Annotated in this window: 16 protein-coding genes; all 16 read left to right on the plus strand. The window is 40.5% G+C overall.

The annotated features are described in order from the left end of the window. The first annotated feature begins 159 nt into the window (after window positions 1-159). The 16 genes from AB669_RS15140 (at window position 160) to AB669_RS15215 (ending at window position 25,727) form a co-directional block, all read left to right on the plus strand. Window positions 160-444, plus strand: coding sequence for an acylphosphatase (locus tag AB669_RS15140; RefSeq protein WP_047800119.1), 285 nt, complete (start codon window positions 160-162; stop codon window positions 442-444). 36 nt (window positions 445-480) lie between these two features. Next, window positions 481-1,968, plus strand: coding sequence for an oligosaccharide flippase family protein (locus AB669_RS15145; RefSeq protein WP_082120689.1), 1,488 nt, complete (start codon window positions 481-483; stop codon window positions 1,966-1,968). Window positions 1,969-1,988: 20 nt separating this feature from the next. Next, entirely contained in the window at window positions 1,989-3,680 is a 1,692-nt protein-coding gene (locus tag AB669_RS15150) for a lipopolysaccharide assembly protein LapB (protein ID WP_047800120.1), read from the plus strand. Beyond that, window positions 3,658-4,452: a DUF4292 domain-containing protein gene (locus tag AB669_RS15155; RefSeq protein ID WP_047800121.1), complete on the plus strand. Its 795-nt coding sequence runs from the start codon at window positions 3,658-3,660 to the stop codon at window positions 4,450-4,452. The genes AB669_RS15150 and AB669_RS15155 overlap by 23 nt, the downstream gene beginning before the upstream one ends. A gap of 256 nt (window positions 4,453-4,708) precedes the next feature. Further along, on the plus strand, window positions 4,709-6,016 hold the full coding sequence (locus AB669_RS15160; protein ID WP_047800122.1) for a murein hydrolase activator EnvC: 1,308 nt from the start codon (window positions 4,709-4,711) through the stop codon (window positions 6,014-6,016). Between the two features lie 47 nt (window positions 6,017-6,063). Next, a complete protein-coding gene (locus AB669_RS15165) occupies window positions 6,064-6,405 on the plus strand; it encodes a twin-arginine translocase TatA/TatE family subunit (RefSeq protein WP_047800123.1) in 342 nt (113 codons plus the stop codon). 11 nt (window positions 6,406-6,416) lie between these two features. Continuing rightward, the gene (locus AB669_RS15170) at window positions 6,417-6,617 is read left to right on the plus strand and encodes a twin-arginine translocase TatA/TatE family subunit (protein WP_197082411.1); all 201 of its coding nucleotides are present in this window, start codon (window positions 6,417-6,419) and stop codon (window positions 6,615-6,617) included. A 17-nt stretch (window positions 6,618-6,634) separates the two neighbouring features. Then, the gene (gatA, locus tag AB669_RS15175) at window positions 6,635-8,053 is read left to right on the plus strand and encodes an Asp-tRNA(Asn)/Glu-tRNA(Gln) amidotransferase subunit GatA (protein WP_047800124.1); all 1,419 of its coding nucleotides are present in this window, start codon (window positions 6,635-6,637) and stop codon (window positions 8,051-8,053) included. 100 nt (window positions 8,054-8,153) lie between these two features. Further along, the gene (locus AB669_RS15180) at window positions 8,154-9,554 is read left to right on the plus strand and encodes a lytic transglycosylase domain-containing protein (protein ID WP_047800125.1); all 1,401 of its coding nucleotides are present in this window, start codon (window positions 8,154-8,156) and stop codon (window positions 9,552-9,554) included. A gap of 128 nt (window positions 9,555-9,682) precedes the next feature. Continuing rightward, on the plus strand, window positions 9,683-12,004 hold the full coding sequence (locus AB669_RS15185) for an NADP-dependent malic enzyme (protein WP_047800126.1): 2,322 nt from the start codon (window positions 9,683-9,685) through the stop codon (window positions 12,002-12,004). A 6-nt stretch (window positions 12,005-12,010) separates the two neighbouring features. Beyond that, on the plus strand, window positions 12,011-12,595 hold the full coding sequence (gene ruvA, locus AB669_RS15190) for a Holliday junction branch migration protein RuvA (protein WP_047800127.1): 585 nt from the start codon (window positions 12,011-12,013) through the stop codon (window positions 12,593-12,595). Between the two features lie 11 nt (window positions 12,596-12,606). Then, entirely contained in the window at window positions 12,607-19,785 is a 7,179-nt protein-coding gene (sprA, locus tag AB669_RS15195; RefSeq protein ID WP_047800128.1) for a cell surface protein SprA, read from the plus strand. 200 nt (window positions 19,786-19,985) lie between these two features. Next, a complete protein-coding gene (locus tag AB669_RS15200; RefSeq protein ID WP_047800129.1) occupies window positions 19,986-21,440 on the plus strand; it encodes an ATP-binding protein in 1,455 nt (484 codons plus the stop codon). A 420-nt stretch (window positions 21,441-21,860) separates the two neighbouring features. Then, a complete protein-coding gene (gene gcvH, locus AB669_RS15205) occupies window positions 21,861-22,241 on the plus strand; it encodes a glycine cleavage system protein GcvH (protein ID WP_047800130.1) in 381 nt (126 codons plus the stop codon). A gap of 10 nt (window positions 22,242-22,251) precedes the next feature. Beyond that, window positions 22,252-22,650, plus strand: a complete 399-nt coding sequence (locus AB669_RS15210; protein ID WP_047800407.1) for a VanZ family protein — start codon at window positions 22,252-22,254, stop codon at window positions 22,648-22,650. Between the two features lie 254 nt (window positions 22,651-22,904). After that, a complete protein-coding gene (locus AB669_RS15215) occupies window positions 22,905-25,727 on the plus strand; it encodes an outer membrane beta-barrel protein (protein WP_047800131.1) in 2,823 nt (940 codons plus the stop codon). Window positions 25,728-25,741 lie beyond the last annotated feature (14 nt).

Below are 25,741 nucleotides of genomic sequence, written 5' to 3' on the forward strand. Positions count from 1 at the left end.
CGGGATTGTCGGCTTATTAATTTCCTGAGGCATTTACCTAACCCCACACAGGGTTATCGTTATAATTTTGATATTTGACAAATGACCTGATGTTATAAAACCTGATTAGTAACTTTGTAACATAAAATAAAAACTTTCAAAAAAAAAGACACACCCTTAATGAAACACATCAATATTAAAGTTACCGGTAAAGTGCAGGGAGTATTCTTCAGGGCGAGCACAAAGGCTGTAGCCGATCAAATGGGTATTAAGGGTTTTGTAAAAAATGAAAAGGATGGGTCTGTATATATTGAGGCTGAAGCCGAGCCATTTATTTTAGATGCTTTTATCGACTGGTGCAAAGAAGGCCCTGAGAAGTCGGTGGTTGATGGAGTGGAAATAAACGATGACGAGCTTAAAGGCTATCGTAACTTTGAGGTGGTAAAGAAAAATCTCCTTTGGTAATCTCAATATTCACCAGCCAAACAATTAAAATCAACAATGTCTGTATATAAGAAGTTTATTGGTCAAACCATGGTATATGGGATCAGTACCATTGCCTCAAGGTTGCTCAATTTTATATTAACCCCAATCTTCACCAGAAGCTATGGCGCAAGTGCATTAGGGGTGTTTACTAAGATGTATGCCTATGCGTCAATGATTAACGCCATACTTGCTTTTGGAATGGAAACTACCTTTTTCAGGTATCTGAATAAACATGAAGATAAAAAGCAGCAGGTTTACAATAACTCCTTTCTGATCGTTGCTTTCATTTCTACCCTGTTTCTCCTTACCGGACTGGTTTTTACGGAAAGCATTACCAAGTGGCTTTTAAATAATAACATGTCGCATTATCAGGACCAAAAAAGGTATGTTCAATATTTTTTATGGTTATTGTTTTCAGATGCAATTTGTGTAATCCCTTTCGCCAGGATAAGAGCAGATGGAAAACCTTTCAGGTATAGCATCATTAAGTTTGTCAATATCCTGAGTTATGTTTTACTGAGTTTGTTTTTTATCTATGGAATTCCATTCATTATCTCCCATCATCTTCCCGGGACATCTTTTTTTCAATCCTGGTTCCGTGATAAATGGGTGGGTTATGTTTTCATTGCCAATCTGATTGCCAGTGGTTTTACCTTTCTGTTGCTTGTACCCGAGTTTCTGAAAGTTCAGTTCAAATTTGACGGTGATTTATTTAAGAAAATGCTATCGTATAGCTGGCCGGTGTTGGTGGCTAATCTTTCGTTTATCATTAATGAAAATTTAGATAAAATTCTTCTGGATAGGTTTACAACTGAAGCGCAGGTAGGTATCTATGGCGCAGTGTGTAAACTGGCTATCTTTTTGAGTATCTTCAATATGGCTTTCAGACTAGGTGCAGAGCCATTCTTTTTCAGTTACGCTAAGAATGAAAATGCTAAGGTTACCTATGCCAAAATTCTCGAATATTTTGTAATTGCACTTTCCATATTATTTGTTGCACTTACCGCAAATATTGAAATACTAAAATATTTTATCAGTCGCGATGCAAAACACCTGGCTGAGTATTGGGTAGGCCTGCCGGCAGTGCCTTATCTGCTTGTTGGCTATGTTTGTTTAGGAATCTACATGAATCTGTCCATCTGGTACAGGCTTTCAGATCAAACCAGGTTTGGGTTATATATTTCTTTAGTGGGTGCCGTAATCACAGTTGTTTTCAATGTTTTGCTTATTCCAAAGTTTAGTTATATGGGCTCTGCCTGGGTATCAATGGCTACCTATGGCACCATGATGATCATCTCTTATATTCTTGGGCAGAAATATTATCCGATTCCATATAACCTTAAAAAAATCCTCACTTACCTGATCATATCTATTGTGTTGGTGTTTTCATCATTTTTCATTTTCAACAGAAATATTTATATTGGAAATGCCATGCTGATTGCCTTTGTTGCCGGGGCAGCATATTTTGAACGGAATGATCTTGTAAAAATATTGAAGCGCTAATGTTTGTTTAAATTAATAACATGAAGAAGTATATTTTTCTTGCAGTATTAAGTTTCGGTGGAAAAGCTTTCGCTCAAATGCCTGTTGTATCTAATGCAGATAGAGACAGCAACATGGTAAAGCAGCTTTTTTTCGCCGGGCTGCGTGAGAAAATGTCTGAAAACTACAGCAACGCCACCACAAACTTCAATAAGTTAGTTGGCATTGATCCTAAAAATCATGCGGCGTATTTCGAACTGGCCAATGCCAATCTCCGGATGGAAAAGTTAACGGAAGCGGAGATCAATATTAAAAAAGCCATAAGCTTAAATACTAACAATCAATGGTATTATCGTTTGCTGGTGGAGATATACAAGCGTAACAACAACATGCCTGCGTTGGTAGAAGCTTTCAATCAGCTCATCCGCATTAACCCGGAAAACGATGCCTATTATTTCGATAAGGCAAATGCGCTGTTCCTCTCCAATAAAGCAGAGGATGCCAAAGCGGTGTACAATCAAATTGAAAGTAAGTTCGGCCAGTCCAGGGAATTGCAGCTTGCTCAGAGAAGACTACAGGGGAATGGGAGTGCCAGCGAAAGCGACATTGTAAAGTTGCTTGAAGGAAATCAGGCCGATGTTAAAAACTATTTATATGCTGCAGGGCTGCTTTTACAAAAGGATAACCTTCAGGAAGCATCAAAAGTTCTTCTGAAGGCCCGGCAGCTTGAGCCCGGAAATTACGAAATCAACCTGGCACTCGCTGATATTTACAGGAAACAAAAAAATGATGACGCGGCTTTTGCTTCCTTAAAACTCGCATTTGAAAGCAATGAAATGCCCTTAGTTGATAAAATTAAGATCATTGCGGCATTGTTTCCAAATTTGAATCAACCCGTTGTTGCAACAAATGTAACAGCATTAAGCAAACTAGTGGCCGAGAAAAACCCATCCGATGCCAAAGCACTTGCCTTATTCGGAGATGTACTTTATCAGCAGAATAAACTGAAAGATGCCCTACAACAATATCAGGCAGCTTTAAAACTAAACGATCAGGTTTACGCTGTCTGGGAGCAGATCATCAACATTCAAACCTTACTGGGGCACTACGAAGATGCAGTAAAGATCTCGGATGAGGCCCTTACCTTATATCCCAATCAGGCAAGCTTATACTATTTCGCAGCATATGCTTTGTTCAAAACCGGCAAACCGCCTCTGGCTTTGAGTAATTTAAAAACGGCGCTTCAACTGGATGTTGACAACAAAAGCTTACAGGCGCAGGTTTATGCCCTTCAGGGAGATATCTATATCAACCAGAATAATTTCTCTCAGGCTAAGATGGCTTTTGAAAAGGCAATAGAAATTGAACCCGATAATTATCTCATCATGAACAATTATGCTTACTACCTGGCATTGAGGAATGATGACTTAGTGAAAGCTGAGAAATATGCCGGCACCGCTGCAAATGCCTTGTCTAATAATTCGTCGGTTAACGATACTTACGCATTTATCCTTTTTAAACAGCAGAAATACGACCTTGCTCAAACCTGGATTGAGAAAGCGCTACAAAACAATAGCGCCAAAAACGGTGTTTATCTGGAGCATTACGGCGATATCCTGTACATGAAAGGTGAAAGAACTGCGGCGGTTGAACAATGGATAAAAGCAAAAGATGCCGGAAACGCATCAGAAGTTTTAAATAAAAAGATTAATGAGAAGAAATACTATAAATAGCGCATTGTTACTGGGGTCAATTGTTTTTGCAACAGCCTGTAAGCCAAAGAAAGAGATCGTTGCAGCACCACCTGCCGCGCCAACCGAAACCAAGGTTGATAATTCAAAAACTGAAGCCTTAACGCTCTTAAACAATAAACAACTGAAGTTCAATACGCTCTCCCTTAAAGCAAAGGCTACCCTCGATATAGCAGGTGATGCGAATGATGTGACCATGAACTTCCGCATAAAGGATAAAGAAGTGATCTGGGTGAGTATCACGGCGCTTGGAGGTGCATATGAACCCGCACGGGCTTTAATAACGCCTGATAGTATTAAAATTATGAATCGGGCTAAAAGCCAGTATCTCAGTAAGCCATTCAGCTACATCTATAACTTCACCAATAAGCAGGTGAATTTCAATACCCTGCAAGCCATTTTAACTGGAAACGCAGCAAACGAGTTTTTAACTGCACAGTCGACTGTTAAAAAGGAGAATAATGTCTGGTTAGTTTCCGGAACGAAGCAGAATTTGGATTACCGCTTACTCTTTAATACGCTTTTTAAAGTTGCAGAAACCAATCTGAACGATACTAAAAACGGGCAGGCACTTAAAGTAACTTACACGGATTATCAAAAGTTAAACGAATCACTTTTCCCGAGTGCCCTTCAAATTAATACCCTATCCGGAACAAAGAAGATCAATATCAGTTTGCAGTTTGTTAAGATTGATGGCAATGTTCCACTTGAATTTCCGTTTAAAGTTCCAAAGAGTTATACTTTAGTTAAATAAACAACAATCTTTAATTTCAGCAAAGCGGGTTTGCTAATGTTTGCCCTATTAATTTATTACTGCCGCATTACTGGCGCGATAGCGGGCTAACCTATAGTTGCGTTTGATATACCGGCCTCATTAACTGGCAACCGGTGCAGAACCATGCCGCTGAGTCAATGAAGAATGTATGAAGATGGCTGTAGATTATTCCGTTATCGCTTTAGTATCTCAGTTTTAATATTTTTTACTATAAAATTTTTATACTTTTGGCTTAATGAAGCTACACAAACTTGTATCTATACTGTTTTTAAGCGCATTTGCACTGTCTGTACATGCACAGCAATCCGAGTCTCAGTTAAGGAGAAAAAAGGAAGCTATACAGCGCGAAATTGAGCAGCTCCAAAAGAATTTAAGCAAGACTGCAAACGGTAAAAAACTCACCATACAGCAGATTAACGGCATCAATGCCCAGATTCGCTTACGTCAGGAAAAGATCGGGACAATTAACTCCGAAATTAAAAACCTCGATAACCAAATCTCTCAGAACACAAATACCGTACATACATTACAAGGCCAGCTGGGCGATCTGAAAAAGGAATATGCGGCCATGATTCGTTTTGCTCAAAGAAACCGCAACGCTTACGATAAGATGATGTTTGTTTTTGCGGCCAAAGATTTTAATCAGGCTTATAAAAGAATTAAATACCTGCAGCAGTTTAGCCAGTACAGGAAAAAGCAGGCGGGTTATATAGAAACGACTCAAAAGGATCTGAATGGAAAGATACAGGTTTTAGATAAAACCCTGAGGGAGAAAAGCAACTTGCTTAAAGAGCAGGAGCGTGAAAGGGAAAAGCTTGGTAAAGACAAAAATGAGCAATCCGCTGTATTGGGGAAATTAAGCAAACAGGAAAAGCAGTTTCAACAGGATATAGCACAACGCAGGAAACAGCAAAAGCAGTTGGATGTGGCCATTGCTGCCGCCATCAGGCGTGCTGTTGAAGCAGCAAGGAAGAAAGCTGAAGAAGAAGCAAGGCTTGCTGCGGCAAGGGAAGCCGCCGCTGCCAAAGCAGCTGCTGATAAAGCCAGGGCCGAAAATAGGCCTGTGCCAACCGCGCCGGCAGCTGCTACTGCCAAATCCAAGACGAGTAGCGAAGCGCTAACGGCAACACCGGAGAACGCAAAGCTTTCAGCCGGTTTTGAAAATAACCGTGGCAGGCTGCCATGGCCTTGTGCATCCGGAACGATTACGGAACGTTTTGGTGTGCATATGGTTGATAAAGCCTCAATTAACAATGAAGGGGTTTACATTACCATGGCTCAAGGGGGTGCGGTAAGGGCAGTTTTTGATGGTAAAGTGACTACGGTTTTCAACCAGTACGGCCGTTACATTGTATTGATAAGTCACGGTGAATATTTTACTGTTTACGCCAACTTAAAGTCCGTTAGCGTAAGCGTTAATGATAAAGTAGAAACGAAACAAACCATTGGAGTGATCGGAAATACAGGAGACGATGCGATCTTAAGTTTCCAGATCAGAAGGGTTTCCACCCCTTTAAATCCAGAGGCTTGGATCAGTAAATAAAAGAACACAGTTTTAAAATGTTTATATTTGTATAAAATAGATTAGTGATGTATCAAGGCACGTTATTAGAGTTTTTAAATATGGGTGGATCGGAGATCGTACTCATTTTAGTAGTTGTCCTTTTGTTATTCGGAGGTAAAAAATTGCCCGAACTGGCCCGCGGACTGGGAAAAGGGATCAGAGAATTCAAAGATGCATCTGATGGTGTGAAGAGAGAAATTCATAGAAATATAAACGCTATGGATATTGATAAGGAAGAAGCAGACAGAACAGGTGCAAATAACAATAATGAGCGTCATCATCCAACCGATGAAACCCCGGTTGATGAAAAAGTTGCAGGTACCACTCCGGTGAATACTACAGCCGACGCTGAAAAAGAAAAAGTTTAAATCAATAAGATATGTTAAATACAACAATAGCAGCAATGCTTGGAACACCTGAAATCATCATTATCGCGGTAGTGGTATTGTTATTGTTTGGTGGTAAAAAAATTCCTGAACTGATGCGTGGCTTAGGCAAGGGTGTTAAAGAATTTAAAGACGGAAAAGATGGTCTTGATGGCGATCAGGTAGATCCGTCTAACCGTGATAAAACTGTTTAATTTCATAGATTTTAGTTTTGAAGAAATACAGCTCTCTAAAGGAGATTCAAACACTCATTTCGCAAAAGGCTTTAAACTTACCTGATTTACTGGCTTACTATTTTAAGCAGATTGAAGATCATAAACACCTCAATGCATTCAACGAGGTGTTTTTTTATTCGGCAGAAGTTCAGGCAAAGGCGGTTCAGCAGAAGATAGAAAACGGTACCGCAGGTAAACTTGCCGGTATGGTGATCGGTATAAAAGATAATATCTGTTATAAAGATCACATTGTTACAGCCTCATCAAAAATGCTGGAAGGTTTTGTATCCCCTTATTCTTCTACTGTTGTGGAGCGTTTGCTGCAGGAAGATGCTGTAATTATCGGCCGCCTGAACTGCGATGAATTTGCAATGGGTGGCTCTAACGAGACTTCGTACTTCGGACCTGCTAAAAACGCTGCAAATCCTGATCTGGTTCCCGGTGGCTCATCAGGAGGTTCGGCGGTTGCTGTGCAGGCAGATCTTTGCCTGGCAGCACTCGGGACTGATACCGGTGGTTCGGTTAGACAGCCGGCAGCATTCTGCGGGCAAATTGGCTTAAAACCAACTTATGGACGGATTTCCAGGTACGGTGTAATTGCCTATGCATCTTCTTTTGATCAGGTAGGACCAATTGCTTCATCTGTAGATGATATTGCGGTAATTTTACAGGTTCTTGCCGGTGCAGACGAATATGATTCGACTGTTTCAGCTTCAGAAGTGCCAGATTATTCTTCAATAATAAACGATACCAAAAGCCATAAGATTGCTGTCTTAAAAGAAACGATTGAAAGCGATGCGCTGGATCCTGAAATTAAATCGGCAATACTAAAATCAATAGATGATTTGAAATCAAAAGGCCATACTGTAGAGTATGTTTCATTTGATTTGCTTGATTATCTGGTTCCCGCATATTACATCTTAACTACAGCAGAGGCTTCCTCTAATCTTTCCCGTTACGATGGTGTTCATTACGGACACCGCAACACGGATGCTACTTCGCTCAACGAACTGTATAAACTATCCAGATCTGAAGGCTTTGGTGAAGAAGTGAAAAAACGTATTTTACTAGGCACCTTTGTTTTGAGTGCGGGTTACTATGATGCTTATTATCAGAAAGCCCAGCAGGTACGCAGGCTCATTCGCGAGAGGGTAGATGCGCTATTTAATCATTACGACCTTATTTTATCACCGGTAGCCCCTACAGTTGCCTTTAAAATTGGCGATAATGTACAAGACGCACTCGTGATGTACATGGCTGATATCTTTACAGTGCTGCCATCCTTAACTGGTAACCCGGCGATTGCTTTGCCATTGGGCAATAATTCGGAAGGTTTACCGTTAAGTATTCAATTTACAGCCAAACATTTTGAGGAAGATAAGCTTCTGGCTTTTTCTCAGGCATTTTTAAAATAGGCATTAGCTCCTTTCGAGCTATGTAACGCCTCGCCATGCTGGCTCAGCATCTTTTGATTCTAATTCGTTAGAGTGGCGAAGCTTATTAAACCAATAGCCCATGATTAAAAAATTACTCATTACCTCTATTTGTGCCTTCTTTGGATTAATTTCCGCTTCTTCTGCGCAGCAGGTTTTAAAACTCGACAGTCTCCCAAAAGGACAAAACAATATTTTCATCAATACGGATACTACGGCGGTTCCATTGGTTAGTGAAAACCCGTTGATGATGAGCCAGAATTATATTTATAAACTCAGGCTTGATTCAATAAAGAAAACCGTTCCGCTTCCCTATAACGAATTTGTTCAGCAATATATCGACATCTACGCAAAGCGAAAAGATATGTTTGGTAAAATGATGGGCCTGTCAAACTATTACTTTCCAATTTTTGATAAAGCACTCAAGGATTTCAATATTCCACAGGAAATCAAATACCTCACTATTGTAGAGTCGCAGATGAATCCTCATGCCATCTCCAGGGTGGGTGCGACAGGAATATGGCAGTTTATGTTTGGTACAGGCAAGGCCTATGGATTAAAAATGGATAATTTTGTTGACGAACGTAAAGATCCGATTCAGGCCAGTTATGCCGCAGCTGCATATTTCAGAGATGCTTACGAAGAACTTGGCGATTGGCTATTGGCCATTGCGGCCTACAATTGCGGAAAAGGAAATGTTACCCGCGCCATGGCAAAAGCAGGTTCAAGCGATTTCTGGGAAATCAGGCAGTATCTGCCTAAAGAAACCCGGAATTACGTTCCCGCATTTATCGCAGCAGTTTACGTGATGAATTATTCAGGCCGGCACCAGATTTCAGCTCAGGCTTGTAACCTGTTTCTGAAAACCGATACCGTACAAACTTCACGATTCGTGTCTTTGTCGTCTCTTGCAAAAGTCCTCAATGTGGAGGAAGAAGCCATGTATGCATTAAATCCTTCCTATAAAAAACGAATCGTAAACGGAACGGAAGATGAGCCCAAAAGGATTGTGATGCCTAAGCTTCGTGATGCCGACTTTGCCGGTATTTATGATGTTCTTTACAATACTGAAGTGGATGTAGATATGAAAGTTGTGCAGGCAAATACCGACGACGTTCGTGATTTGCGCAAAAAGAAACTGTCGGTAACTCCTGTAAATGTCATTTATCATCGGGTTGCTTCCGGGCAAAACCTGACTTCCGTAGCCAATAAATATGGCGTAGAAGTACAGGATTTAAGGGTTTGGAATGGATTAAAAAGTAAAACGATTGTTCCTGGACAAAAACTGAAAGTGTTTGCCAAGTATTCAAAACCTTTGAAAGTCCCTGCAGCATTTTTAAGTTATAAGGTTAAAACCGGTGATACACTATCGGGAATTGCCGAAAAATTTGAAGGGGCAACCGTTCAAAGTATCAGAAAGGACAACGGTTTAAGTAAAGCCGCTTTGCAGCCGGGAATGGTTTTGAAAATTAGTAAAGGATAAAGTTACGCAAAACTGGATGCCCGTATCCTGCTAAAGCTGTGCTGCTTATTTAACTTTTTTGGGTGCCTTTTTATTTTAAGCCTCATAAAAAGAATTGTACCTTTGCCCCGTCACTAATAAGTTACTTAATGAGTAATACGAATAGAAAGCAAGATGCATTGGATTACCATTCGCAGGGTCGTCCGGGAAAAATACAAGTAGTACCTACTAAACCTACAACATCGCAAAGGGATCTAACCCTGGCATACTCTCCGGGAGTTGCAGAGCCTTGTTTAAAAATAGCCAACAACACTGAAGATGTTTACAAATATACTGCCAAGGGAAACCTTGTTGCGGTGATCAGTAATGGATCTGCCGTTTTAGGTCTTGGAAACATAGGCCCTGAAGCAGGTAAGCCTGTAATGGAAGGTAAAGGCCTTTTATTTAAAATATTTGCTGATATCGATGTGTTCGATTTAGAATTGGATACCCAGAACGTAGATGATTTCGTAAAAATCGTTAAAGCCCTGGAGCCAACTTTTGGCGGTATCAATCTGGAAGATATCAAAGCTCCTGAATGTTTTGAGATTGAAACGCGTTTAAAGCAGGAAATGAATATCCCTGTCATGCACGACGATCAGCATGGAACGGCTATTATTTCTGGTGCTGCATTATTAAATGCCTGTGAGCTGCAGAAAAAGAAAATTGATAAGATTAAGGTTGTGGTAAGTGGCGCCGGTGCTGCTGCAGTTTCCTGTTCTAAAATGTACCTGTCTTTAGGTGTAAAGAAAGAAAATCTGGTCATGTTCGATATCAATGGTTTAATTGATGTGAAAAGAACTGATCTGGACGATAACAGAATGGGCTTTGCAACCACCAGAAAGGATATTTCAAATATTGGTGAAGCTTTGAAGGGTGCCGATGTATTGATTGGTCTTTCTGCTGCAAACGTCATCTCTGCAGAAATGCTGATGGGGATGGCCAAGAATCCGATTGTGTTCGCAATGGCCAATCCAGATCCTGAAATATCTTATGATTTAGCGATTAAAACCCGCAAGGATATCATTATGGCTACCGGCCGTTCTGATTATCCTAACCAGGTGAATAATGTATTGGGATTCCCCTACATTTTCCGCGGTGCATTGGACGTCCGTGCCACCACGATTAATGAGGAAATGAAAATTGCTGCAGTGAAAGCAATTGCTGAACTCGCAAAAAAATCAGTGCCTGAAGCCGTTAATCTGGCCTATAATGCCAGAAATCTGAAGTTCGGAAAAGATTACATCATTCCAAAACCAGTCGATTTCAGGCTGATTACCGAAGTGTCAACTGCCGTAGCAAAAGCTGCAATCGAAAGTGGAGTTGCCCGGAAAGTGATTACCAACTGGGAGGCTTATAACGAGGAACTAAGAAAACGCTTGGGTTTAGATGATGCCATCATGCGTGCCGTTACGACCAAAGCCAAAATGGATCCTAAACGGGTGGTATTTGCAGAAGCCGATACCTACAAAATTCTGAAGGCGGCTCAGATTGTCAAAGATGAGAACATCGCCATTCCAATTCTTCTAGGAAATAAAGATAAAATACAGGCCATCATCGATGAGCATGGGTTGGAGCTGGAAGGCGTAGAGATCATTGATCAGATGCAGAATCCGGATAAAACCCAGCAATATGCAGAGGCTTTGTTTAAAAAACGTCAGCGTAAGGGTGTTTCTTCTATGCGCGATGCCGTGAAGCTGCTGAGAGACCGTAACTACTATGGCGCTTCCATGGTAGAGTTTGGCGAAGCCGATGCCATGATTTCGGGATTGACCAAAAACTATGGTGCAACCATAAAGCCAGCCCTCCAGGTAATAGGTGTAGAGCCTGGTGTGAAACGTGTGGCGGGTATGTACATGATGATGACTAAAAAAGGACCGGTTTTCTTTGGCGATACTACCGTAAATGTAGATCCTACTGCCGAAGAATTGGTGGATATCACTTTGCTTGTTGAAAAATCAGTAAAGCAGTTCAACATCAAACCACGTATTGCATTGCTATCCTATTCCAACTTTGGATCAAATGATGGGGTAACTCCTGAAAAAGTGCGTGAAACGGTACGCTTGCTTCATAAAAATCACCCTGAAGTGGTTGTTGATGGTGAGATGCAAGGGAACTTTGCCATTAATAATGAACTGTTGAAAGATAATTTCCCTTTCAGCACCCTGGCTGATGCACCTGCTAACACCCTGATTTTCCCGAATTTAGAGTCAGGTAATATTGCTTACAAACTGTTGCAGGAGCTTGGTGGCGCCGAAGCTGTTGGTCCAATTCTCCTGGGTTTAAATAAACCTGTTCATATTGTTCAGTTAGGAAGTTCGGTAAGAGAGATTGTAAATATGGTTACTATTGCAGTGGTAGATGTTCAGGCCAAAGAGGACATTGAAACATCGAAACGAAAAGGTATATTTGGGAAAACAACTAAGAAATAATAATTCATGTACGCCTATATTGATGGTAGATTGACGTTTAAAAATCCGGCATATGTTGTGATTGAAGCCGGAGGTATAGGCTACCATGTAAACATCTCATTAAATACTTACAGCGCTCTTGCCGATACAGAAAGGTGTAAATTGTATACCTGGCTATATGTTAAGGAAGACGCTCATACATTATACGGCTTCGCCGAAGAAGGCGAACGCCGTTTATTTCTGCACCTGATATCCGTATCAGGTATTGGTCCAAATACCGGCCGGATGATTTTATCTTCAATAACGCCGGAAGAAATTCAAACCGCAATCGTGAAAGCTGATCTGCCACTTATTCAGCGGATTAAGGGTTTGGGCGCAAAGACCGCACAACGCCTCGTGCTGGAGTTGCAGGATAAACTCAAAAAAGAGGGAGTAGATTCATTAATTTCTATGCCTCAACACAATACTGTTAAGGATGAAGCGTTATCAGCTTTGGTAATGCTCGGATTTGCCAAACAAACTGCTGAAAAAACAATTGACCAGATTTTAAAGGGTACAGAAGGAACACTTTCGGTAGAGCAACTAATTAAACAAGCTTTAAAAAAACTATAGATCTAACGCCTTTGAAGAGAATTTCTACATTTCTTTTTCTGATCTTACTATTCTTAATTGCCTCTCAAAACACTTTCTCTCAAGTGGTAACAGGCAAAACAGATTCTGTTGCATCAAAAAACAACTTTGGCCTTCAGGAAAAAGAACGATTAGGGTTGGGAACCTCTGCCAATCCTTTTAATCCCTTACCTTCCAACCTCAAACGAATTGTTGAATATGATGCTAAAAACAAGCGTTATGTTGTTAAAGAGCTGATAGGTGATAGCTATGTATTGCAAACTCAATACTTAACCATTGATGAATACCAGCGCCTGGTGAACAGTGAAATTAAACGTGGCAACTGGCGCAGCATCTCCAATGCAGAGGTGAGCGATTACCGTAGTACAGGCATTATTCCGCAAATACAGATCAACAGCAAATCTTTCGAAAAACTATTTGGTGGAACTGTAATTGATATACAGCCACGCGGTGAAGCTGAGTTAACCTTTTTAGGGCGCATTAATAAAAACGAGAATCCGCTCTTCAACGAACGCCAGAGGGTACAAACCAACTTTGATTTTAATCAGCGGATTCAAATGGATCTGGTAGGGAACATCGGTACAAAACTAAAAATTAAGAGTAATTACAATACCGAAGCACAATTTGATTTTGAAAATCAGATCAAACTCGAATACACAGGGGGTAAGGATGAAATCATTCAGAAAATAGAAGCAGGTAATGTGAGTTTGCCACTAAATACCAGTTTGATCACAGGTACACAGGCCTTGTTCGGGGTTAAAACCCAGTTGAAATTTGGTAAGCTCAACGTAACCAGTGTTTATACCCAGCAGAAATCACAGTCGAGAGAGCTCAATATTTCCAATGGTGCTCAGCAGAACACCACTACCGTTCAGATAGACAGTTACGAAGCCAATAAACATTATTTCCTTTCCCAGTATTTTAGAAATAACTACAATAAAAACCTGGCCAATGCACCGGTAATTACTTCTCCGGTTCAGATTACTAAGGTGGAGGTATGGATCACAAACAAATCGGGTAGTACCACCGATTCAAGGGATGTACTTGGATTTATGGATTTGGGTGAAAACCAGCCTTACAATACGGCATTGTTTACCGGCGGGACATCCGCGCTTCCTGCAGGAACTACCGCTACAGGTTTCTCTCAGCAGTCGAACAACTTACTTTCCAGATTGCCCGCCGGAGCACGACAAACCAATTCAAATGACGTAATCTCCTTTTTTCAGGCGAACGGTGGTACAAACAACTTTGCAAAGCTTACCTATGCGCGCAAATTAACCGACAGGGAATTTACGTTTCAACCTCAGTTAGGTTATGTTTCACTAAATAATCCGTTAAATGCAGACGAGGTTTTAGCGGTTGCCTATCGTTATACTTATAATGGTGTAGAATATCAGGTAGGGGAATTTTCTACCGATATCACTTTCGACGCGGCCAACCCAAAGGTTTTATACACTAAATTATTAAAAAACGAGACCAATAAGATCAGCCTTCCGATCTGGGATCTGATGATGAAAAACATCTACAACATTGGTGGATACCAGATCAGCAGCCAGAATTTCAAATTAGATATCTACCGCATCGACAACGAAACCGGTGTTGAAAATCCGGTAATGACCGAAGGCCAGAATACAGCCTCGAAACAATGGATCGCTTTAACGGAATTTGATCGTTTGAATCAGCAGAATGAGCGTAAGTCAGATGGTATATTCGATTTTGTAGCTTCAAATAATGCATTCGGTGCCTATTCCACAGCCAATAATTCTGCCACCAGCAGTTTGTTTTCTACCAACAGTTCGGGAGCCGCTTCGCTCGTTACCAATACCAATTCAGGTTACATCACCATCGATCCTGCAAACGGAAGAATTATATTTCCGGTGATTGAGCCTTTCGGAAAGGATCTTGCTGCACGCTTTTTGCCTAGCGAGCAAGCGCTGATTGATAAGTATGCCTTTACCGCATTATACGATTCTACACAAACAATTGCTAAACAGCTGTTCCAGAATCAGAACAGATATGTGATCAAGGTAAACTATCAGTCTGATATTTCTTCTGAGTTCAGTTTGAATGCCATAAATGTACCTGAGGGTTCAGTAAAGGTATTTGCCGGTACCATGCCCCTTACCGAGGGTGTAGATTTTACTGTTGATTATCAGGGTGGCCGGGTAAGTATCATCAATCAGGCGTTATTAATATCAGGGCAGGCGATCAGGATTACTACCGAAAACAACGAACTGTTTGGTCTGCAACAACGCTCGCTTTTTGGTACGCGTATGGATTACAGGGTGAACAATAAGTTAAACCTGGGTGGAACCATTATGAACCTGACCGAAAAACCATTGACCCAGAAAGTCAATATCGGTGAAGAGCCTATTTCAAATACCATCTGGGGAGCAGATATCAATTATAGCTCTCCATCCAGGTTTTTAACGAAAATGGTAGATAAGCTTCCGTTCATCTCTACCAAAGCACCGTCCAGTGTGAACTTTTACGGTGAGTTTGCCCAGCTGATTCCCGGACACCCGCGCGCATTGAATTTTGCAGGCAGTAAAAACGGGGTAAGTTATTTAGATGATTTTGAATCATCCAGATCGGTAATTGATTTGAAAAGTGCCATTGCGTGGCAGCTATCCGGAACACCACAGCTTTTCTCTGAATCGCAACTGGTGGATAATTTAGCTTATGGCTATAACAGGGCAAGAATTGCTTTTTATAATATTGACCCGACTTTTTACAATTCGGCATCTTCCACCACACCTTCAAATATCCGCAATAACAGAAATGAGCTTTCGAACCACTACGTAAGGCAGGTAATTGAACAGGAAGTATTCCCGTTTAAAGAAACCGCAACCGGACAAGCCTTGAACATCACCACGCTTGATGTAGCTTACTACCCTACTGTTCGCGGACCTTATAATTACCGAACTACAGGTTTCAGGGCCGATGGTAGCTTATTACAACCTCAAAACAACTGGGGCGGTTTTCAGCGGAAGATTGAGACCAACGATTTTGAAGCCTTAAACATTGGTTTCATTGAATTCTGGGTACTCGATCCCTTTATTTATAAACCCAACTCTGCCGGAGGTGATTTGTATTTCAACCTGGGTAATATCTCGGAAGATATTCTTAAGGATGGCCGGAAATCACTGGAAAACGGTTTGCCAGCTGGCAATGATCCGACAAAATATGATACGACCAACTGGGGTCGTGTTCCAAAACTGCAACCGGTTGTACAGGCATTTGACAATAACGCTGATTCGCGTAAAGCACAGGATGTCGGTTTAGACGGACTTTCTGATGCTGACGAAAGAACCCAGTTTGCTTCAGCCATCACGCAGATTAAAGCGCAACTCAACTCTACAGCTTCCACTGCTCTTGATGCCGATCCGTCATCAGATAATTATACTTATTTCAGAGGGCCTGCCCTGGATCAGATCAATGCGGGTATCTTAAAACGATACGAAAAATACAACGGTACTGAAGGTAACTCTAAAACTTCCCAGCAATCACAGGAAGAATTAGGTCTGGATAACTCGGCATCGACATCACTTCCGGATGGTGAAGACATCAACAGGGATAATAACATGACCCAGAGCGATGAGTATTTTCAATATAAAGTATCGATGCGTCCCGGCGATCTGGTTATTGGCCAGAATTTCATTACAGATAAAGTAACCTCGCAGGTGAAACTGGCTAATGGAAATACACAACCTGCCACCTGGTATCAGTTCAGGATCCCAATTGGGGATTATCAGCAGAAAGTAGGAAGTATTGAAGACTTTAAATCGATCCGCTTCTTTAGAATGTTCATGACCAATTTCGCTGATACTGCCGTTTTGCGTTTTGCTAAAATGCAGCTGATCCGCGGAGAATGGAGAGCTTTCAACACAAAAAATGAAGCAGCTCAGGTGATTGCTGATCCCTCTTTACCTGCGCTTACCCCAGACAATTCGACAATAGAAGTTTCTACTGTAAATATTGAAGAGAACGGAAAACGTTCGCCAATACCTTACGTTACCCCTCCGGGAATTTTAAGGGAGCGCGATTATAGCAACTATCGTGGCGACACCCGTTTAAATGAGCAATCCCTTTCTGTTACGATTAAAAGTTTAAAGGACGGTTACAGCCGGGCGGCTTTCAAAACCGCTTACAGCGATTTCCGTTCTTACAAACATCTGGAAATGTACGTCCACGCAGAAGCGGTGAACAATCAAACCCTGGCTACAAATGACGTATCCGCTTTCCTTAGAATCGGAACGGATAACATCGATAACTATTACGAATACGTAATGCCATTGCAGGTTACCGCTGCGGGAACGAGTGATCCCGATGCCATATGGCCTGAAGCCAACAGGATGGATATCGACCTGACCTTATTCCAGAATGCAAAACTAGCACGTAATGACGCACGGTTAAGCAACGGCCAGCCCTGGCCAATTAATGTTCCCTTTACTTACACTGATGGTATGCGTACCATTGTGGTAAAGGGGCAGCCCGATATGAGTAAGGTAAGGGTATATATGCTGGGGGTTAAAAACCCGCTCCGAAATCTGGAGATCAGTGGGAATGATGATGGTTTGGAAAAGAATGTGCTGGTTTGGTTTAATGAGTTAAGATTAACCGAATTTGATGAAAAAGGCGGCTGGGCTGCAACCGGTAGATTGAACCTGAAGCTGGCTGATTTTGCAGATGTAAATATTTCAGGTAGTAAGTCGACCATTGGTTTTGGTTCTATAGACTCGAAAGTAAGTGAACGCAACCGTGCAGATAATGTATTGCTTGATGTTTCTTCTTCTGTGGAACTTGGGAAATTCCTGCCTCAGAAATCAGGCGTTAAAATTCCAATGTTCGTGAACTATTCGAAACAGGTTTCTACGCCACAGTACAATCCGCGGACACCAGATATCGAACTGAAAAATGCATTGGATAAGGCGGGCACAAAAGCGAAGAAGGATTCCATTTTAAACTTCGCACAGGATTATACGGTGAGAAGAGGTATTAACTTTACCAATGTAAGGAAAGAACGTACTAACAACAGTAAGCCCGCACAGTTATGGGATATTGAAAACTTTGCTGCAAGCTATGCTTATACCCAATATAACCATCGCGATTTCATCAATGAGAGTAGTATACAGAATACCTATAGGGCATCGCTTCAGTACAGTTATTCAAGAGAAGCCAAAACGATAGCGCCGTTCGAAAAAATTATAAAAACCAACACACTGGCCTTGCTTAAGGATTTTAACTTTAGCATTTTGCCAAGCGCTATCAATTTCAGAGTTGATGTGGATCGTTTATACTCAGAAAATACGTTGAGAAACAACGATCCGAATAATACGCTTGGTGTGTATCAAACAGGATACGGCACTACTTTTAATAAAAACTTCACCATGAGCCGCATCTATGGTATTGCCTGGAATTTAACCCGGTCGATGCAGCTGGATTTTAATGCTACAAATTATTCCATCATTGATGAGCCAAGTGGAAGAGTGGAAGGGTTGAAAAGAGATACGGTTTGGGAGAACCTGAAAAAATTAGGCCGTACGACGGATTACACACATAATTTAAATGTAACCTATAACCTTCCGATCGATAAAATCCCTGGCTTTAACTGGGTGAAGGTAACTACACGTTACGGTACAACTTTTAACTGGCAAACTGAGCCACTTGCAACCCTGGAAGATCCCAATATCAATTTGGGTAATACGATTCAGAATACCAGAACAGTTCAGGTTAATCCAACCCTAACCCTTACCAGCCTTTACAATAAATTTGGCTTTATCAGGAAGGCAGGTGATGAGAGTACAGAAGGGAAAGTAAAGAACTTCTTCATTAACCTGGTAACCAGTTTAAAAAATGTAAGTGGAAACTATGTGCAGACGAAAGGAATTTATCTGCCGGGTTACCTGCCAAAAACCCAGTATCTCGGTCTGGATAACGTAACCGGAGCACCCGGTCTAGGATTCGTTTTTGGTAGTCAGCAGGATATCCGTACCTCAGCACTGGCCAGCGGATGGCTAACCACTGATACTTTACAAACACAGTTGTATGTAAATACATTGCGTGAAGACTTTCAGTTGACAGGGCAAATTGAACCCTTTAAAGATTTAAGAATCACGCTTAAGGCAAATAAGGCGCAGAACCGTAACTACTCCAGTAATTTCAGGTATGTTGCCAGCTCTTCATCGTTCCAAAATCTGAGTGCCATTACCAGTGGCGACTACAGCATTTCTTATATCGCGATTGGTACTTCTTTTAAAGAAAACAATGCAACTGTGGTTTCTCAGCTGTTCAATCAGTTTATGGCCAACAGAATTGTGATATCCCGAAGACTGGGTGCGCAGAATCCAAACTCCAGCGGCGTTACCGGTGGATATGCTGATGGTTACAGCAAAGAAAGTCAGGATGTGCTGATCTCTGCCTTCCTGGCTGCCTACTCGGGTAAGGATGCATCTACATCCAAACTTAATGCCTTTCCGAGAATTCCATTGCCAAACTGGAACCTTACTTACAGTGGTTTAACCCGGATACCTTTTATTGCTGAAAACGTTTCTTCCGTTGATATCAGACATGGGTACCGTTCGGCATATAACATTAACAGCTACAGTTCATTACTAAGGTATCAGGAAACCGGTGGATTCTCCAGTACAAGAGATATAAATAATAATTTCCTCCCTGAGTACCAGTTTGCCCAGGTTACCATCTCCGAATATTTCGCACCGCTTGTAGGTGTTGATACACGCTTTAAAAATAATTTAACTGCTTCGTTCGAATTAAACCGTTCGCGCTTACTGGGTTTAAGCTTATCCAATAGTCAGCTGGCTCAGCTTTCGGAGAATAATGTGGTATTGGGATTAGGTTACCGCACTAATAAATTCCGTTTTCCTTTTGGCTGGTTCAAAAGCCTTAAAATGGATAACAACATGGATTTTAAGCTTGATGTTGCCATCCGCGATAATAAAACTGTGATTTACCGTGCTGATGTTACTGAAGCTGAAGTTTCTTCAGGAGCAAAGAATATTACCGTTAGGCCAAGTGTAGATTATGTATTGAATCAGAAATTTAATATCAAGTTATTCTATGATTCTAATATTACCAAACCTTACACCTCGCAAACCTTTAATACGTCGTATAGTAATTTTGGTTTCAGCTTAAGATTTACGATAAACTAGGGCGCTTTTTAAGAAGATTTATGTGAATATTACCCCCGCTATCAAATCGTAAATATTTCAGGTTATGGTCAGAATATTGGCACTCCTAAGGGCAAAAGACTGCCTTTAGGAATTTCCATTTAACAACATGAATATAAGGTGTTTCTAATGCATTATCGGGATAATTTCATAACTTCAGTTTGAAACTTCCAGATCAAAAGATGACTAATCACGAACTATCTATTTTATTAAAGGATTTACAGGCCTTACCGAAAGAGTCTGAATGGGTGGAATTTAAAATGAACAATGGTGATCCACATGAAATAGGGGAATATATCGCTGCTTTGAGTAATAGCGCTTGTTACCACAAGCAAAGGTATGGATTTCTTGTGTACGGAATTGAGGATGCGACACATAGATTAGTTGGTACATCTTTCAAACCAAAAAGTAAAAAAATAGGGAATCAAGAGTTAGAGAATTGGCTGGCTACACAGTTAAGTCCAAGGATTGATTTTAATATTTTCGAATTTACAAGCAACGACCTAGACTTTGCAATTTTCAGGATACTAGCAACTAGAAATCAACCGGTAACTTTCAAGGGGGTATCATTCATTAGGATAGGTAGTTATAAGAAAAGTTTGATTGACCATCCCGAAAGAGAAAGGGCAATTTGGAATAAACAGGATAATTATGTATTTGAAAAGGCGATAGCACTTGAGCATGTAAGTGATGACGAAGTTCTCAAATTAATAGATTATACCGGGTTTTTTGATTTAATAGATTTTCGATTGCCAGATAATAGGAAAGGAATTTTAGAAAAGCTATTACAAGATAAGATCGTAATAAAGAACGGCGCTTGCTACGATATAACAAATTTGGGAGCTTTGTTATTTGCCAAAGATATGGAAAAATTCGAAGCACTGTCTCGGAGAGCCGTGCGGGTTGTTTTTTATGATGGTAACAATCGTATTAAAACGATTAGGGAGCAAGTTGGAAAAAGGGGCTATGCAGTTGGTTTCGAGGGATTGATAAAGTATTTTAGTGAAAACCTACCATCTAATGAAATCATCGATGCTGCTCTTAGACGTCAGGTTACTTTATATCCCATACTAGCTTTACGTGAATTAATAGCCAATGCAATTATTCATCAAGATTTTTCCATTACAGGTTCCTCGCCTATGGTTGAGGTTTTTAATAACAGAATAGAAATAACCAATCCTGGGCGGCCTCTGATTGACCCACTAAGATTTGTCGATCATAGCCCTGAAAGTAGGAATGAAGTACTAGCGAAATTTATGAGAAGATTAAATATTTGCGAAGAAAGAGGAAGTGGAATAGATAAGGTCGTTTTTGAGTGCGAATTCAATCAACTACCAGCCCACGAGGTCATAGTGGGGGACAACTATACCAGAATAATTATGTATGGACCCAAAACCCTTAGGCAAATGGACAAAGGAGACAAAGTTAGGGCATGCTATCTTCATGCATGTTTAAAATATGTGTCTGGAGATATTATGACAAACCAAAGTTTGAGGGAGAGATTTGGTATTGAGGAACATAATTACTCCACCGCTTCAAGGATAATTGCAGAAGCGTTAGCTTCGGAATTGATAAAAGATTATGACGCAGATAATAGGTCTAAGAAATTTGCGAAATATGTGCCATATTGGGTCTGAATTTTATGTGATGGTTATGTGATCGAAAGAATTTTAACTATTGCATTACATTGATAATCAGTTTTTTAAATTGTATTTTTATGTGATCAAATCCTTTTTGTTTAAATAATTGAAGAATACGGTTACTACCAGTATAGGTTAGCCATAAGAAAATATTTCTTGCCAATCATAAGTAATATAGTTAGGAGCTCACCGATCTTAAGCATTTTGGTTAGCCATATTTTAGAATATCATATCTATTCAATCAGATGAATTGGTAAAAGTTATTTTTCAGCCTTTGCTAATGGTTAAACTAAATTGTATTTTTGAGGGCATGACATCAACACACATCCACGTAGATAATACAGTATTTGCGACTATGTGTGTAGCACGATAAAAAAAACTAACACAAATTATTCATAATCAATAAGTTAAAATATAATGAATTTTCCATCAGAATTGAAATACACCAAAGACCACGAGTGGGTTAAAGTTGAAGGTAACGAAGCTTTTATAGGTATCACAGACTTCGCACAACGCGAATTGGGTGATATTGTTTACGTTGATATCAACTCAGTAGGTTCAGAAGTGGCTAAAGAAGAAGTTTTCGGAACTGTAGAAGCAGTAAAAACAGTATCGGATTTATATATGCCCGTAACTGGAACAGTATTGGAAATCAATGCTGAATTAAATGATAATCCTGAACTGGTAAATTCTGATCCATACGGACAAGGATGGATGGTTAAAGTTTCATTAAGCGATTTGGCTGAGGTAGAAGGTTTACTTTCTGCAGAAGCTTATCAGGAATTGGTTGGCGCTTAATCAGAAGATTTTGTACAAAGCACTAAAACAACAGAAATGGGCGCTACTATGGACCATAGTTGTTTTAGTGCTTTGTAATATGAGAATGCCCGATACCGAAGGAGAGGGTTTCTTTTTTAAGGGATTCGATAAAATGACCCACCTGGGTTTTTTCTTTGTTTTGTCGGTATTACTCTTCTATGGTAAAATCAGGTACCAGCATACATTTGCTTTTCGCACACTCACCATATTTAAAATTCTTTGCATCAATGCAATAATTGGTGGCGGAATCGAGTTGTTACAATGGAAGGTTTTTACCTACAGATCTGCCGAGTGGTGGGACTTCGGTTGCGATATGTTAGGTGCGTGCATGGCTGTATTCAGTTATGTTCTGCTCCATAAATTAAATTTCAATGAAAGTAAAGATTAGTTTATTTGGCCTGTTAGTGGTAATTTGCTTAAGCAGCTGCAGTATATTCAAAAAAAGCTGTAACTGCCCAAAAGTGTATTATAGAAATTACCCGTCTCAGCGCTAATCTGTTTCTCCAATTATTCTTCCAGGTTCTGGTAACAGGTATTTTGCTGTATTTAAAATGTTACCTTACTTTTAACAATCGTTAACAAACCTTTGGGCTTTCGCCTAGTCTGATAGGATAGTTTTGTAATTATATCTAATTTTTTTTAATGAAAAAGAACGTTCAAAGAGCAGTATTACTTGTTCTTATATTTTGCGGCTACTTTGCCCATGCACAAAATACGGGATCGGTTAGCGGTAAGGTAATCAACGCGAAAGATAAGAAGCCGGTCGACTTCGCAACCATTGCCATCAAGAGTCTGAAAGACTCCAGCGTAGTAGGCTCTGGTCAGACCGCTGCAGACGGGACATTTAGTTTTAAGGCCATTGCTCCGGGAAAATACCGGATTTATGCTGCCTTTCTTGGTTTAAAAACGGCTACTAAAGATATAGAAGTGGCCAAAGCCGCAGTTAATGCAGGCGAAATTGCCATGGCCGATGATGGCGTGGATCTGAGCACAGTAAATGTTACAGCAAGTATTCCCATCGTTGTGAAAAAAGATACCCTGGAGTTTGATGCAAAATCGATTAAAGTACGTGAAAATGCTGTGGTGGAAGACTTGCTTCAAAAACTGCCAGGTGTTGAAGTCGCCAAAGACGGTAGTGTGAAAGCACAGGGTGAGACCATTACTAAAGTAAAGGTGGATGGTAAAGAGTTTTTTGGTAACGACCCATTGCTGGCCACTAAAAACCTGCCGGCAGATATGGTGGACAAGATCCAGGTGATTGACGAGCTTTCTGAGCAGGCACAATTTACTGGCATTGACGATGGAACCAGAAATAAAATCTTAAACATCACCACCAAAGCGGGCATGAAACACGGCTATTTTGGAAACAGTACCGTAGGTTACGGATCAGATGACCGTTACGATGCCAGTTTAAACGTAAACAAGTTCGATGAAGACCGGCAAATCAGCTTTATTGGTCAGTTTAATAATATCAATAAACAAAATTTCGGGCAAGGTGGCGGTGTTGGAAATGGTTTTGGTGGCGGGGGCGGCGGCGGCGGCCGTGGTGGAAACAGCAACAACAGCACTTCTAATACCGGTGGAATAACGAAGACCAATGCTGCAGGTTTAAACTTTGCCGATACTTACAAAGATGGAACACAATTTCAGGCCAGTTATTTCTTTAATGATGCGACTTCTGATTTACTGCAAACCTCGAACAATCAGGATTTATTTGGAAATACGACCCGTAGGGTGAATGAAGTTTTGGACAGGACTACAGAGAAAACAAATCACCGCTTTAATTTTATGGTCGATACGAAGATAGACCCCTCTCTGTCAATAAAAATCCAACCTAATTTTACCTACACCGAAACAAATGCCAACAGCTTAACTACTTATAATCGTGATTACGTAACCTCATTAACCAATGGTTTACAGCGTTACAATACCAATTCATCTACCCCCGCTTTTACCAATAACTTATTGGTGCGTAAAAGCTTTAAGCGCCGCGGACGTACCCTTTCTCTGAACTTAAGTACGAGCATAAATGATAATGACGCAAGAAACCTGAATTATATTTCTGACACTACCACGGTAGGTACAACTACCAAACAATCTTTAACAGATCAGCTTAATAACACCAGTAGTCATTCGATAAACAACACCACCAGAGTGGTGTATACCGAACCAATTAATAAAACCCTGAGTGTTGAATTTAACTATCAGAATGGTTATTCAGACAGTGATTCGCAAAGAGATGTGTTTAATTTCAATCCGGTTACATTACAGTATGATCTGGTTGACAATACCTATTCAAATATTTATAATAACCGTACGCTAACCAATGCCGCTGGGTTCAGTTTTACTACTACGGAAAAGAAGTACAACTGGAATATCGGTTTGGCTGCACAGCAAACCAACAGGGTAAACACGAACCTGACTACCGGAGACGTACGCACTCAGAACTTTATCAATCTTACACCATCTGCGCAGTTCAGGTATAATTTCAGTAACCGTAAGCGATTATTCATCAACTACCGCGGGTCTACCAACCAGCCAACAATTGATCAGATTCAGCCAATCCCTGATAATACCAATACACAATCTGTGTATACAGGTAACCCTAATTTAAAACCAGCATTTAATAACAGGTTAAGGGTAAACTTCAATAATTTCAATATTGAAAAAGGCCGCTTTTTCTTTGCCAGATTAGATTTAAGTCAGACATCTAACAATATCAGTAACAACGTATCATTAATTACCGACCAGAATGATAAGAATTTTGGTAAGCAGGCCATAAGCTATGTGAACGTTGACGGGGTATTTTCAGGTGATGGAAGTGCTACCTGGTCATTGCCATTATTGCCAGAGCGTAAACTAAATCTTAACATTACCGGCGGTGCAAATTACGCCCGTAATGTTAACTTCATCATCCCGGTTGGCAGTACTGCTGCAGTTAAAAATATCACTAACAGTTATACCATTTCAAATGGTTACAAGCTGGTAACCAATGTTGATAAATTTGATTTAACGGGCGGTATTACAGGAAGTTTTACGCATTCTACTTATTCTGCACAATCTTCGGCTAACACAGAATATTATACTATTAATCCTAATTTTGATGTCAGCTATGTGCTGCCCGGAAATTTCAGGATTGCAACAACAGTAGAATATTATCGTAACCTGGGTGGTGGCGATTTATTCAACAGAGAGTATACGCTGATCAATCCTTATTTAAGCCGTCAGTTTTTCAAAAACAGGGGAACATTCAAATTCTCTGTAAATGATGCATTAAATCAAAATACAGGAATTACCAGAACAACATCCGGCACATCCATCTCTGATGTGAACTACAATGTATTAAAACGTTATTATATGCTTTCATTTACATACTCTTTAACGCGTATTGGAGGGAAAACCATGAGTGGCGACGTGCAGATGCCTGGAATGGGCAACGGAGGCGGTCAGCGCCAAAGAATGTAGGCAATTCTAAAAAA

The sequence above is a fragment of the Pedobacter sp. BMA genome (genome assembly GCF_001027745.1).
GTDB lineage: Bacteria > Bacteroidota > Bacteroidia > Sphingobacteriales > Sphingobacteriaceae > Pedobacter.

Bases quoted from the DNA above. Each gene is read 5' to 3' on its own strand.
- gcvH (WP_047800130.1), top strand. From the start codon at position 21,861: ATGAATTTTCCATCAGAATTGAAATACACCAAAGACCACGAGTGGGTT.
- AB669_RS15160 (WP_047800122.1), top strand. From the start codon at position 4,709: ATGAAGCTACACAAACTTGTATCTATACTGTTTTTAAGCGCATTTGCA.
- AB669_RS15180 (WP_047800125.1), top strand. From the start codon at position 8,154: ATGATTAAAAAATTACTCATTACCTCTATTTGTGCCTTCTTTGGATTA.
- AB669_RS15185 (WP_047800126.1), top strand. From the start codon at position 9,683: ATGAGTAATACGAATAGAAAGCAAGATGCATTGGATTACCATTCGCAG.
- AB669_RS15200 (WP_047800129.1), top strand. From the start codon at position 19,986: ATGACTAATCACGAACTATCTATTTTATTAAAGGATTTACAGGCCTTA.
- AB669_RS15145 (WP_082120689.1), top strand. From the start codon at position 481: ATGTCTGTATATAAGAAGTTTATTGGTCAAACCATGGTATATGGGATC.
- AB669_RS15140 (WP_047800119.1), top strand. From the start codon at position 160: ATGAAACACATCAATATTAAAGTTACCGGTAAAGTGCAGGGAGTATTC.
- AB669_RS15170 (WP_197082411.1), top strand. From the start codon at position 6,417: ATGTTAAATACAACAATAGCAGCAATGCTTGGAACACCTGAAATCATC.
- ruvA (WP_047800127.1), top strand. From the start codon at position 12,011: ATGTACGCCTATATTGATGGTAGATTGACGTTTAAAAATCCGGCATAT.
- AB669_RS15150 (WP_047800120.1), top strand. From the start codon at position 1,989: ATGAAGAAGTATATTTTTCTTGCAGTATTAAGTTTCGGTGGAAAAGCT.
- AB669_RS15165 (WP_047800123.1), top strand. From the start codon at position 6,064: ATGTATCAAGGCACGTTATTAGAGTTTTTAAATATGGGTGGATCGGAG.
- AB669_RS15155 (WP_047800121.1), top strand. From the start codon at position 3,658: ATGAGAAGAAATACTATAAATAGCGCATTGTTACTGGGGTCAATTGTT.
- AB669_RS15215 (WP_047800131.1), top strand. From the start codon at position 22,905: ATGAAAAAGAACGTTCAAAGAGCAGTATTACTTGTTCTTATATTTTGC.